The organism is Luteimonas yindakuii (genome assembly GCF_004803715.2).
Taxonomy (GTDB): Bacteria; Pseudomonadota; Gammaproteobacteria; order Xanthomonadales; family Xanthomonadaceae; genus Luteimonas; species Luteimonas yindakuii.
This window is the reverse complement of sequence record NZ_CP039383.2, coordinates 1,316,802-1,330,064: the sequence shown is the minus strand read 5'-3', so window position 1 is coordinate 1,330,064 and position 13,263 is coordinate 1,316,802. Positions and strand designations below refer to the sequence as shown.

Below are 13,263 nucleotides of genomic sequence, written 5' to 3'. Positions count from 1 at the left end.
GAACCGGGCCGTTCCGCGGCTCAGGAGGCCGGGGTCGCCGACTCTCCGGTGCCCGTATCGACCGCGATGTCCGCGACAACTGCCGCCTCATCGCTCTCGATCGACGCATCCACGCGCTCGACCGCCTGCAGGCGCTCGCCTTCCGAGACCCGCATCAGGGTCACGCCCTGGGTGTTGCGGCTGACCACGGAAATCTCGGCGGCGCGCGTGCGTACCAGGGTGCCGCCGTCGGAGATCAGCAGGACCTCGTCGCGACGGCTCAGCAGCACCGCGGAGACCAGGCGGCCATTGCGTTCGGTGGTCTGGATGCCGATCACGCCCTGGGTGCCGCGGCCCTTGCGCGGATATTCCGCCAGCCGGGTGCGCTTGCCGTAGCCGTTCTCGGTCGCGGTGAGGATGTAGGCATCGGGCTCGTCGTCGTGTTCGACCTGCACCGCATCGCCGTTGCCATTGCCGTTGCCATTGCCGTTGCCATTCGCATGGCCGTTGCCGTTCTCGACGTCGTCGGCAGCGTCCTCCACGCCTTCGCCGGCCGACTCGGCCACGATCAGGCTCACCACGCACTCGCCCTCGGCCAGGCGGATGCCGCGCACGCCGGTGGCCGTGCGGCCCATCGAGCGCACCGCGTTCTCGTCGAAGCGCACCGCCTTGCCGTTGGATGCGAACAGCAGGATGTCGCGATCGCCATCGGTCAGTTCGGCGCCGATCAGTGCATCGCCCTCGTCGAGGTTGATGGCGATCTTGCCGCGCTGCAGGCGGAACGCGAACTCGGTGAGCGGGGTCTTCTTGACCGTACCGTTGCGGGTGGCGAAGAACACGTACTGGCCTTCGGTGTACTCGCGCACCGGCAGCACCGCCTGCACCTTTTCGCTTTCTTCCAGCGGCATCCAGTTGATGATCGGACGACCGCGTGCGTTCGGGCCTGCGTCGGGCAGCTGGTGCACCGGCAGCCAGAACACGCGCCCGCTGCTGGTGAAGGCGAGCAGCGTGTCGTGCGTGTTGACCAGCCACAGCTGGTCGATGAAATCCTCGTCCTTGGTCGATGCGGCATTGCGGCCGCGGCCACCACGCTTCTGCGCGCGGTAGGCGGTCGCCGGCTGGCGCTTGACGTAACCGGCATGGGACAGCGTCACCACCACGTCTTCCGGCGCGATCAGGTCGAGGATGTCGAGATCCTCCTCGCTGGCGCGGATCTCGCTGCGGCGCGCGTCGCCGAACTCCTCCTTGACGTTGCGCAGCTCGGTGCGGATGACATCGAGCAGCACGTCGGGATTCTCGAGGATCTCGATCAGGCCACGGATGGTCTCCAGCAGCAGCCGGTATTCCTCGGTCAGCTTGTCCTGCTCCAGCCCGGTCAGGCGGTGCAGGCGCATTTCCAGGATCTGCTGCGCCTGGATCTCGGTGAGCTGGTAGCCATCGGCCAGCAGGCCCACGCCCTTGGGCAGGTCTTCCGGACGCGAGTCCTCCGCGCCGGACGCACCCAGCAGCGCACCGACGAGGCCGGGCTGCCACAGGCGCTCGAGCATGCGCTCGCGGGCGACCTGCGGGTTCTCCGAGGTCTTGATCAGCTCGATCATCTCGTCGATGTTGGCGAGCGCGACCGTCAGGCCTTCGAGGATGTGCGCACGTGCGCGCGCCTTGCGCAGCTCGAAGATCGTGCGGCGGGTGACCACCTCGCGGCGGTGGCGCACGAAGGCCTCGAGGATCTGCTTCAGGTTCAGCAGCTGCGGCCGGCCGGCGACGATCGCCACCATGTTGATGCCGAACACCGACTCCATCTGCGTCTGCTGATAGAGGTTGTTGAGCACGACCTCGGCCGAGTCGCCGCGCTTGACCTCGATGTAGATGCGCATGCCGTCCTTGTCGGACTCGTCGCGCAGCTCGCTGATGCCGTCGAGCTTCTTTTCCTTCACCAGGTCGGCGATCTTCTCGATCAGCCGCGCCTTGTTCACCTGGTACGGGATCTCGGTGACGATGATCGATTCGCGGCCGTTGTCGGCCACTTCGACGTCCGCGCGCGCGCGCATGCGCACGCGGCCGCGGCCGGTGCGATAGGCGAGATGGATGCCGCCGACGCCGTTGATGATGCCGGCGGTGGGGAAGTCCGGGCCCGGGATGTATTCCATCAACCCGTCGATGTCGATGTCCGGATCGTCGATCAGCGCGATCAGCGCATCGATCACCTCGCCCATGTTGTGCGGCGGGATGTTGGTGGCCATGCCGACCGCGATGCCTGCCGAGCCGTTGACCAGCAGGTTCGGGAAGCGCGTCGGCATCACCGACGGTTCCAGTTCCTTCTCGTCGTAGTTGGGGACGAAGTCGACGGTGTCCTTGTCGATGTCCGCCATCAGCTCGTGGGTCAGGCGCGCCATGCGCGCTTCGGTGTAACGCATGGCCGCGGCGGAGTCGCCGTCGACCGAACCGAAGTTGCCCTGTCCGTCGACCAGCAGGTAGCGCAGCGAGAACGGCTGCGCCATGCGCACCAGGGTGTCGTACACCGACTGGTCGCCGTGCGGATGGTATTTACCGATCACGTCACCGACGATTCGCGCCGACTTGTAGTACGGCTTGTTGCTGTGCGCGCCGAGTTCGGTCATCGCGAAGAGCACGCGCCGGTGCACCGGCTTGAGGCCGTCACGGACGTCGGGAAGCGCGCGCCCCACGATCACGCTCATGGCGTAATCGAGATAGCTGCGGCGCATCTCGTCTTCGAGGTTTACGGGAATGATTTCTTTCGAGGAATCGACCATCTAGGCGGTTGCATCCTGGCTGCGCGGCACGGACCGGGTGGCCTTCCGGAACCTCCGGACGACCCGCGCGCCGGCCGCCGGCAACGCGTGGAAAAAGACGGGGAATGATAGCACGCCGGGCACCGTGGGCCCAAGCCGTTCCATCCTGAAAACAATGACTTAGCTACGAACGGGTGCCCGAATGGGACGCGTATGGGGCGGTTTCGGCCGCCGGGATGAACAGGCCGCCCCCGGCCTCGGCATCACCCAGCCGGGCGAGGTCGCCATGCCGGCATCGGCCACGCAACAGCGCAGCAGGTTCACTGCACGCAGGTGCTGTCGTCGGATTGGACGCGATGCAAGCGCTCCATCCCGCGTGGCGCCGCGCCGGTATGCCGCGACTGCGACTGCGAATGCACTCACGCGTGCGCAGCGCCGCATGCGTGTGTCGTCAGTGCGCGCCGAACAGCGCCCGCATCTTTGCCTCGTCGGGCTGCTCGACGATGCCCCGCTCGGTCACGATCGCGTCGATCAGGGCGGCAGGCGTCACGTCGAACACCGGGTTCCACGCCTGCACGCCTTCGGCCACGGTGCGGTTGCCGCCGACGCCGAGCAGTTCGGCCGGATCGCGCTCCTCGATCTCGATGTGGTCGCCCGATGGCGTGGCCATGTCGACCGTGGACGACGGCGCCACGACCATGAACTTCTTGCCGTGGAAGCGCGCCGAGATCGCCAGCTGGTAGGTGCCGATCTTGTTGGCGACGTCGCCATTGGCGCAGATGCGGTCGGCACCCACCACCACCCATTCGACTTCGCCATTGCGCAGCAGGTGCGAGGCGGCGGCATCGGCGATCAGGGTGGCGTCGATGCCGTCCTGCTGCAGTTCCCACACGGTCAGGCGCGAACCCTGGTTCCACGGACGTGTCTCGTCGGCGTACACACGCCCCACCCTGCCCTGCGCGACGCCGGCGCGGATCACTCCCAGCGCGGTGCCGAAACCCGCAGTGGCGAGCGAGCCGGTGTTGCAGTGAGTGAGCACACCAGAGCCCGGGGCGATCAGCGAGGCGCCGAGTTCTCCCATGCGGCGGTTGGCGGCAAGATCCTCGTCGGCGATCGCCTGTGCCTCGCTGGCGAGCCGCTCGCGCCAGTCGGCACCGGCGGCTTCGAGTGCGGTACGCATGCGCGCCAGCGCCCAGGCCAGATTGACCGCCGTCGGGCGCGCGGCATTGAGCCGCTGCATCGCCGGTGCCAGCAACGCTGCTGCGGCGATGCCATCGGCAGCGTCCACGTCGCGTGCGGCAAGCACGACGCCCCACGCAGCCGCGATGCCGATCGCCGGCGCCCCGCGCACGACGAGGGCATGGATCGCTGCCGCGACCTCGTCGCTGCTGGTGCAGGCGACGTACTCGGTGGTGAACGGGAGCTTGCGCTGGTCGAGCAGTTCAAGCGCCTCGCCGGTCCAGCGGATCGGGCGGATGCGGTCGTAACGTGCGTAATCGATGGTGTCGTTCATGCGGGGATTCTAAACCCGCGGCGCACGGCGCCCCGCGCGTCGCGCCGGCAATCAGCGGACGATGAACTCCGCACCGCAGCCGCCGGTCACCCACACGCCGCCGCGGTCCCAGCCCCAGTTCTGGCGTTGCACGCAGCGCACCTCCGACAGTTGCTCGTCCAGCCGGACATCCTGCGAGACCACGGCATTGCAGCGCATCATGCGGTTGCCGCGCGATTCGCAACGCACCCGCTGCGGCGGAGCATTGCCGGCCAGGTCGACCGGGCCCTCGACGAAATCCGCGCTGCAGCCCCGCGCCACCCAGACGCTGCGGTCGTCATAGCCCCAGGTGGTGCCCTGGATGCAGTCGAACGAGGAGTTCTGCACCAGCAGGCGCACGCCGTGGCGGGTTTCCGCCGGGCAGTAGTTGCGGCGGTTGTCGCGCGATTCGCAGCGGAACACCCGTGGCTCCGCGGCCGCGGCGGATGGCGTGTCCTTGCCGCCGCCCATGCCCAGGCGCGCGGTCAGGCCGCATCCGCCCGTCAACACGGCCAACAGCACGACGAGTGCTCCCCGCAACATGAAACCCCCCGGATCCACGACGCGCCCAATCTACACGCTGCGCGCTGCCGCGCATGTAAACATTTCGACAATCGCGCCGGTGCATGCGCCTCAGGCGCGCGCGAAATCGAAGGCGAGGACGTCGGCGATGCGTGACGTTCCCAGCATCGCCATCAGCAGGCGGTCGACACCCAGCGCGACGCCGGCGCAGGGCGGAAAGCCGTCGTCCAGGGCCTGCAGCAGCTGTTCGTCGATCGGCGGAAGTACGCCGCCACGGCGGGCGCGCTCGATCAGTTCGCGTTCGAAACGCGCACGCTGCTCACCGGCATCGGCCAGCTCGTGATAACCGTTGGCGAGTTCCAGCGGCCCCAGGAACAGCTCGAAGCGCTCTGCCACCGGCACCGGCGCCACCGCATCCCCATCGCTGTCGCGCACCCGCGCAAGCATGCACTGCGAGGCCGGATAGTCGTACAGCACCAGCAACTGGTCGGCCGGGAAAGCAGGCTGGATGCGGTGGCTCATCACGAGGTCGAGCCAGTCGTCACGGTTGAGGCCGTCGCCATCGACGGTGATGTCGCCGAGCGCGGCGCGCAACATGTCGATCTCGGCGAGCATCGGGTCGATGCCGAGCGCATCGCGGTAGAGCTGCCGGTACGACGTGGCCACCACGTGCGCTCGCCGGTCCACCAGCGCCAGCGCTGCCTGCACGATCGCCGCCGCCTCCTCGGCAAGCTGGCGATGATCCCAGCCCACGCGATACCACTCGAGCATGGTGAATTCAGGGTTGTGGCGCCCGCCCGCCTCGCCATCGCGGAACACACGACCGAGTTCGTAGCAGTCGCCGATGCCTGCCGCCAGCAGGCGCTTGAGCGGGTATTCCGGTGACGTACGCAGCCAGCGGGTGCGCGCCCCCGCATCGATGTGGCCGGTGAAATCCAGCGAGAACGACGCGATGTTGGGCTCGGTGTTGCCGGCCTGCGACATCACCGGGGTCTCCACCTCGAGCACGTCGCGGTCCGCGAAGAAATCGCGGATGAGCGCATTGACCCGCGCCCGCAGGCGCAGCGCCGACGGCGCCGCGGAAGGACGCCAGTCACTCATGCCCGCGCTCGAGGAAGGCCACCAGCCGTGCTTCGTCCCACACCTCGACGCCCAGCGCCTCGGCCCTGGCGAGCTTCGAGCCCGCCGCCTCCCCAGCCACCACGAAATCCGTTTTCTTCGACACGCTGCCACTGATCTTTGCGCCCAGTGCTTCCAGACGCGCGCCGGCTTCATCGCGGGTCATCGACGCCAGCGTGCCGGTCAGCACCACGGTCTTGCCGTCGAGCGGCCCGGTGCTCTGCTGCATCGCCACGGGTGCCGCCGCGAGCAGGCGTTCCATCGCCTCGCCGGCGGCGAACAGTTCCGCGCGCGCGTCGTCATCGGCGAGATACGCCTGCAGGTTGCCGGCACCCGCCGCCGACAGGCCAGCACCCGTCCATCCGCTCGGATTCGCACGCAGCAGCGCGGCCAGCGTGCCGTAGGTCTGGCCCAGGCGTTCGGCGCTCTTGCCACCGAGCTTGTTGACCGGAAGCGTCGACAGCAGGTGCGCAAGGTCCAGGCGCTCGTGCAGGCCCGGATCAGGCGCGCCCTCGTCCTCGAACACGATGCCGGCGGCGAGCAGCGCATCGACGACCGCGACGTTGCCCGGCTGTTCGAAGAACGTGGCGATCGAGCGCGCGACCTCGCCACCGATGTCCGGCAGCGCCCGCAGCAGCAGCGCCGGCGTGGTGCGGATGAAGTCCAGCGAACCCAGCCATGTCGCGAGCGTCTTCGCCGTGGTCTCTCCCAGATGCGGGATGCCCAGCGCGAACAGGAACCGCGGCAGCGTGGTGCGACGGCTGGCGTGGATGCCGGCGACCAGGTTCTCCGCCCACTTCGTCGCCACGCGGCCGCTGCCCGTGTCCACGGCGAGGTGCGCGCGCAGGAACTCCGCGCGTCGCCATTGCGGCGGCTCCTGCGCCAGCGCCGCGCGCGTGGACGCGTCGAGCGACAGCGCACCGCGGCTGTCGTCCACCAGCTGCAGCAGGTCGGCGGCGGTCGCCGCGTCCATCGCCACCTTCATGCGTACGAGGTCGGCGACATCGAGCGCATAGAGGTCGGCCAGCGATTCGACGAATCCGTATTCCACCAGCGCATCGGCCTGCTTCTCGCCCAGGCCTTCGATGTCGAGCGCGCGCCTGGAGGCGAAGTGCCGGAGCGCTTCGCGCCGCTGCGCGGCGCAGGCGAGTCCGCCGGTGCAACGGAACACCGCCTCGCCCTCCTCGCGCACGAGGTCCGACCCGCACACGGGACAGGCTTCGGGCATCGTCCACGGCACGTTTCCGGCCGGGCGACGCTCGTCGATGACGCGCACGATTTCCGGGATCACGTCGCCGGCGCGGCGCACGATCACGCTATCGCCTTCGCGCACGTCGAGCCGTGCGATCTGGTCGGCGTTGTGCAGCGTGGCATTGGTGACGGTGACGCCGGCCACCTGCACCGGGTCCAGCCGCGCCACCGGCGTGGCCGCGCCGGTGCGACCGATCTGGATCTCGATGGCGCGCAGCTGCGTGGCCTGTTCCTGTGCCGGGTACTTGTGCGCCAGCGCCCAGCGCGGCGCGCGTGAGACGAAGCCCAGCGTGCGCTGCTGGTCGTAGCGATCGAGCTTGTAGACGACGCCGTCGATGTCATACGGCAGCGCGTCACGCAGCGCGCCGATGCGGCGGTAGTAGGTGATCAGGCCCTCGAAGCCGGTTGCGGTGTCGACCTCCGCCGCGACCGGGAACCCATAGCCGCGCAGAAGTGCCAGTGTTTCGGAGTGGGTCTCGGGCAGTTCGAGCCCGTCCACCGCGCCGATGCCATAGGCGAAGAACGCAAGCGGCCGGCGCCGGGTGACTGCCGGGTCGAGCTGGCGCAGCGATCCGGCCGCGCCGTTGCGCGGGTTGGCGAGCAGGCGCTCGTTGCGCTCCAGCGCGCGCGCGTTCCAGGCCTCGAATTCCCTGCGCGGCATGTACACCTCGCCGCGCACCTCGAGCAGCGCCGGCGGCGGTGCGCCGGTGTTGCGCAGCCGCAACGGCACCGCGCGCACCTGGCGCAGGTTGACGGTCACGTCCTCGCCGGTCGCGCCATCGCCGCGGGTCGCGCCCTGCACGAACACGCCATCCTCGTAGCGCAGGCTGATGGCGAGGCCATCGAGCTTGGGCTCGACCGAGAAGCGCGGTGCACGGGTGCCGAGCCGCTCCTCGATGCGGCGTTCGAATTCGGCGACCTCGCGGTAGCGGATGCGGTCGTCGTCGCCGCCCTGGGGATCCTCGAACGCGTTCGCCAGCGACAGCATCGGGATCGCATGGCGGACCTCGGCGAAGCCGGCATCGGGTCGCGTGCCGACGGTGCGGGTCGGGGAATCCGCGGTGACCAGGTCCGGGTGCGCGGCCTCGAGTGCCTCCAGGTCGCGCATGAGGGCGTCGTATTCGCCGTCAGGAATCGACGCGTCATCGAGGACGTAATAGCGGTGGTTCGCGTCTTCGATCAGGCGTCGGAGTTCGTCGATGCGCTCGCTGGGGGACTTGGCCATCGGGGAATTCTAAGCGGCGGGGGTGGGCATTGCCTTGCGAGTCGGCGTGGATACCGACGATTCCAAAGGGATGACGGAACGCTGGTTTCGGACGCGCACCACCCACCCGCTCGTCATCCCCGCGAAGGCGGGGATCCAGAGACTGTGCTTTTGCCACCGATGGTTGGCCGGGCGACACCGATGCGGCCCGAAATGACAGCCCGGGCGCGCTGCCCTCATCCGGCGCTTCGCGCCACCTTCTCCCGCAAGCGGGAGAAGGGTCAGTACGCGCTCGATCTGATCATGCGTGCCGAACAACTGTTTCGAACGCGCACGGCCTACCAGCGCGGGCTGCGGGTGACCGGCGGGGCTTCGTTCTGGCGGTCGTAGGCACGCAGTTCGTCGCGGATGTGGGCGACGCGCTGGCGCCCGAGCGCGTTGCGCTGTTCGTCGAGCAGCACGCCTTCCAGCAGCTCGGCCATCCGCTGTGCGGTGGGCAGCATCTTTTCCCACGCATCGAGCGCGCTCACCGGCGCCGGCAGGGTCAGGAAGAATGCGATCGCCGGGGTCTCCAGCGCCTGGATCTCCGACATCTCGAAGCTGCCCGGCTTGCGGATATTGGCCACGCTGAAGATCGGGCCGCGCTCGGGATGACTTTCCACGAGGCGGTGGAACACGTTCATGTGGCCGTAGGTCAGGCCCGCCTTCTCGGCGGCCACGACGATGTCCGGGCCGCGCAGGACCTCGCCCGCACGCGCGGCGATGTACAGGGTCACGATCTTGTCGAAGTCGTCGCTGACACGCCGCCCGAGTTCGGCGTTCGGCGTGGCCGGCTCGCCGACCGCATCGTCGAACAGGTCGAGTTCCTCGGGCTCGCGCGCGGTGTCGGTGCCGTTGCCGGCGGCGTCGAGCTCCTGCTCGATCTGCGCGCCCAGCGTGGGCTCCATGCGATCGCGCTCGCCATTGCGTTCGTCGGTGCGTACCCGCCTGCCCTGCCCGCCCTGGCGTGGGCGGGTGCCGAAGTACCAGATGGCCGCCAGCAGGATCGCGCCTGCAACCAGAATGCCGATCCGCATCAGCCACACATCGGACATCGCGCTATCTCCCTTGCTCGTCATCGGTGCACGCCGGCCGCGGCCGGCGTGCGGAATGGACCATGAGGCCGCGCCAATCGCGCGCCGCCTCGGCCGTCAGGCCGCGCCGGCCAGGCGCGCCGCCTCGGCAAGGTCCACCGAAACCAGCCGGCTGACGCCGGGCTCGCGCATGGTAACGCCACTGAGCTGGTGCGCGGCTTCCATCGTCGCCTTGTTGTGGGTGACGAACAGGAACTGCACCTGCTCGCTCATCTCCGACACCATCGCGGTGAAGCGGCCGACGTTGGCCTCGTCGAGCGGCGCGTCGACCTCGTCGAGCAGGCAGAACGGCGCGGGATTGAGGCGGAAGATCGCGAACACCAGCGCCACCGCGGTCATCGCCTTCTCGCCACCCGACAGCAGCGAGATGCTGGACACGCGCTTGCCCGGCGGGCGCGCCATGATCGTCACGCCGGTATCGAGCAGGTCCTCGCCGGTGAGTTCGAGGTAGGCATGGCCACCGCCGAACAGGCGCGGATAGAGTTCCTGCACGCCGGCATTGACGCGGTCGAAGGTGTCCTTGAAGCGGCCGCGGGTTTCGCGGTCGATCTTGCGGATCGCGTCTTCCAGCGTTTCCAGCGCCGAGTTGAGGTCGGCATCCTGGCTGTCGAGGTATTCCTTGCGCTGCGCGGCCTCGGCGTGCTCCTGGATCGCGGCGAGGTTCACGGGCTCGAGCCGGCGCAGGCGGCCGTCGAAGTCGGCGACCATCTTTTCCCATGCCGGGGCGCTGGCGTCATCGGCCACGTTGGCCAGCACCGCGTCCATCTCGTAGCCCGCTTCGACGACAGCCGCACGCAGCTGGTCGGCGCGGATCACCAGCGCCTGCTGGTCGAGCCTGCGCTGCGAGATCGCCTCGCGCTGGGCCAGCGCATGCGCGTCGCGCTGCTGGCGGGTCTGTTCGAATGCGCGCAACTCGTGTTCGATGCCGTCCAGCGCAGAGCGTGCCGCAGCCAGCGCGTTGTCGGCGAGCACGCGTTGTTCCAGTGCGGACTGGCGTTGTTCCTCGAGGTCACCGACCGGCGCATCGCCGTCGGCGAGCTGCAGTGCGATCTCCTCCAGCCGGCTGTCGAGCTGGCCACGCTGCGCGCCCATGCGATCCAGCGCCTGCGCAAGCCCGGCGATCTGTGCACGCTGCGATTCCAGGCTCAGCGCCAGTGCGTGCGCCGCATCGCGCGACGCGCGTGCGGCATCGCGTGCGGCATCGCGGGCCTGTGCCAGCGCCGTGCGCTCGGCTTCCAGCGCCTGCCGCGCCTGTTCGTGACCCGCCATCAGGCCGATCGCGTCCTCCAGCCGGCCACGCGCCTCGCGCGACTGCGTCGCCGAGCTGTCGAGCGTGGCGATGAGTTCGTCCAGCTCCTGGTCGACGCGGGTGATGCGGTTGCGTGCCGCATCCAGCCGGCCCTGCTGGCTCTGCAACTGGCCGGCGAGTTCGGATGCGCTGCGGTGGGCGACATAGAGCTGGCGCTGCGCTTCCTCGCGCGCCTGTTCGGCGGCCAGCAGCCGCTCGCGACGCTGTGCAGCGGCCGCCTCCAGCTCGCCCTCGCGCTCCTGCAGGCTGGCGATCTCGGCACGCAACGACTGGATCTCGCGCTCGCGCAGCAGCGCACCCTGCTTGGCCGCGCCGGAACGCAGCACGCGCACCCAACCCGCACCCAAGCGCTCGCCATTGCGGGTGATGACCGAATCGCCCTCGGGCAGCGTGGCCTGCAATGCGCGCGCCTCTGCCAGCGTCTCGGCCGCGTGCAGGCGCGCCAGCAGGCGGCGGATCGCCAGTGGGCCGCGCACCCTGGCCGCCAGCGAGGTCGGCGCGAAAGCGGCGTCGCCGTCCTCCGCTGAAACAAGCGCGAGGCGGCCTTCGCCGAGGTCAGCCAGCGCCTGCACCAGTGCTTCGGGCGACTCGACCAGCACGCCTTCGATCAGCTGGCCAAGCGCGCCTTCGACGGCGTTTTCCCAGCCCGGCTCGACCTGCAGCCGCTCGCCGACGCGGGCGGACGAATCCAGCCCCTGCCGGCGCAGCCACTCCACCGCGGCGCCCTGCTCCTGGCCGAGGGCTGCGTGCTGCAGGGTTTCCAGCGACGACAGCCGGCCGCGTGCTTCCTGGGCGCGCTTGCGCAGCTCCGACAGTTCGTCCTGTGCGCGCCGCTGCTCGTCCTGCAGCTCGAGTGCTGCCTGCTTGCGCAGTTCGACGTCCTCGCCAAGGCTGTCCAGCGCGGTGCGCTGTTCCTCGTGGCGCTGTTCGATGCCGGCGAATGCCTCGGCGAGTGCGTCGAGATCCAGCCCGGCGCGCTCGTTCTGCAGCTGCTCGCGGCGACGGTCGCCTTCCAGTGCCTGCCGGTCGAGATAGTCGACGCGGGTGCGCTCGACTTCGGCCGCACGCGCGGCCTCGGCGGACTCGCGGCCATGGGTTTCCCAGCGCTGCTGCCAGTCGGCCAGCGCCGCCTCGGCCTCGCGCAGCATGTCCTGGCGCGTCTCGTCCTCGGCCCGCAGGGCCTCGAGCCGCGGTTCGGCGTCGACGATGCTTGCGCGCAGCGCATCCAGCCGCTGCTGGTCGCCGCTGATATGGCCACCGAGTTCGGCGAGCGCGTTGGCGGTCTCGTCGCGGGCGCGGTGCAGGCGGGCGGACAGGTCACGCTGGTGGGCGATCTGCTGCTCGATGCGGGCCAGCGTGCCGGCCACCTCGTAGACGCCGGCCTGCGCCTTCGCCAGCGTGTCCGCGGCTTCGTGCTGGCGCACGCGGCCGGTCTCGATGCGGCGCTCGGCGTCGCGCTGCTCGGCGATCAGCTGCTCGAGCCGCGTCTCCTCCTGCGCCAGGCCTTCGCGCAAGGCCTGCAGTTCGCGGTCGAGGGTGCGGAATTCCAGCGCCTTCCATTCGGCGTCGCGGATCTTCCGCTCGGCCTGGATCGCGGTGTACTGCTCGGCCTGCTTGGCCTGCCGCGCCAGGTGCTGCAGCTGCTTGCCCACTTCCTCGCGCAGGTCGTTGAGGCGGTCGAGGTTCTCGCGGGTGTGGCGGATGCGCGTCTCGGTTTCCTTGCGCCGCTCCTTGTAGCGGGAGATGCCGGCCGCCTCCTCGAGATGCACGCGCAGGTCCTCGGGCCGCGCCTCGATGATCTGGCTGATCATCCCCTGCTCGATGATCGAGTAGCTGCGCGGGCCCAGGCCGGTGCCGAGGAACAGGTCGGTGATGTCGCGCCGGCGCACCTTGGTGCCGTTGAGGTAGTACGCACTCTGGCCGTCGCGGCTCACCGTGCGCTTGACCGAGATCTCGTTGAACGAGGCGTACTCGCCGGTGATGGTGTGGTCGGAGTTGTCGAAGATCAGCTCGACCATCGCCTGCGAGACCGGCTTGCGCGCGGTCGAGCCGGAAAAGATCACGTCGGTCAGCGAGTCGCCACGCAGGCGGCTGGCGGTGCTCTCGCCCATCACCCAGCGCACGGCGTCGATGATGTTCGACTTGCCGCAACCGTTGGGGCCGACCACGCCGGTCATGTTGGTCGGCAGGTGCAGCGTGGTGGGGTCGACGAAGGACTTGAATCCGGCGAGCTTGATCGTGGACAGGCGCATGCGGCGGACGGTTGCCTCGTGGGCCGGCGCAGGGCGCGGCCGCTCCATGGGTGAGAATCCGGCTTGGGAACAGCCGGTAACGCGTTGATCCTGCTGGGTCACGGAGCCGCGCAGGGCGGCGCCACAGGCGAGTATACGCGGATGGCCGGATGCGCCGGCCGGGGTGCACGGCGGCATCGTGACCACCACGACCACATCCGCAACGGCAGAATC

General features: G+C 69.4%; 7 protein-coding genes. All 7 read right to left on the bottom strand.

Annotated features, from left to right (window positions below):
• Positions 1 to 20: 20 nt before the first annotated feature.
• The 7 genes from gyrA to smc all read right to left on the bottom strand — a co-directional run bounded on the left by gyrA (position 21) and on the right by smc (position 13,050).
• On the bottom strand, positions 21 to 2,750 hold the full coding sequence (gyrA, locus tag E5843_RS06070) for a DNA gyrase subunit A (protein ID WP_141065790.1): 2,730 nt from the start codon (positions 2,748 to 2,750) through the stop codon (positions 21 to 23).
• A gap of 430 nt (positions 2,751 to 3,180) precedes the next feature.
• Complete coding sequence (mtnA, locus tag E5843_RS06065; RefSeq protein ID WP_136412128.1) at positions 3,181 to 4,242, bottom strand: S-methyl-5-thioribose-1-phosphate isomerase; 1,062 nt, start codon at positions 4,240 to 4,242, stop codon at positions 3,181 to 3,183.
• 51 nt (positions 4,243 to 4,293) lie between these two features.
• Positions 4,294 to 4,782, bottom strand: a complete 489-nt coding sequence (locus E5843_RS06060) for a DUF3011 domain-containing protein (protein WP_166815912.1) — start codon at positions 4,780 to 4,782, stop codon at positions 4,294 to 4,296.
• Between the two features lie 111 nt (positions 4,783 to 4,893).
• Positions 4,894 to 5,883 (bottom strand): EF-P lysine aminoacylase EpmA, encoded by a 990-nt coding sequence (epmA, locus tag E5843_RS06055; protein ID WP_141065788.1) that lies wholly within the window; start codon positions 5,881 to 5,883, stop codon positions 4,894 to 4,896.
• Positions 5,876 to 8,377: an NAD-dependent DNA ligase LigA gene (ligA, locus tag E5843_RS06050; protein ID WP_141065787.1), complete on the bottom strand. Its 2,502-nt coding sequence runs from the start codon at positions 8,375 to 8,377 to the stop codon at positions 5,876 to 5,878. Before ligA ends, epmA begins: the two co-directional genes overlap by 8 nt.
• Positions 8,378 to 8,694: 317 nt before the next feature.
• Positions 8,695 to 9,450 (bottom strand): cell division protein ZipA, encoded by a 756-nt coding sequence (gene zipA / locus E5843_RS06045; RefSeq protein WP_134673159.1) that lies wholly within the window; start codon positions 9,448 to 9,450, stop codon positions 8,695 to 8,697.
• A 96-nt stretch (positions 9,451 to 9,546) separates the two neighbouring features.
• A complete protein-coding gene (gene smc, locus E5843_RS06040; protein ID WP_136412125.1) occupies positions 9,547 to 13,050 on the bottom strand; it encodes a chromosome segregation protein SMC in 3,504 nt (1,167 codons plus the stop codon).
• Positions 13,051 to 13,263 lie beyond the last annotated feature (213 nt).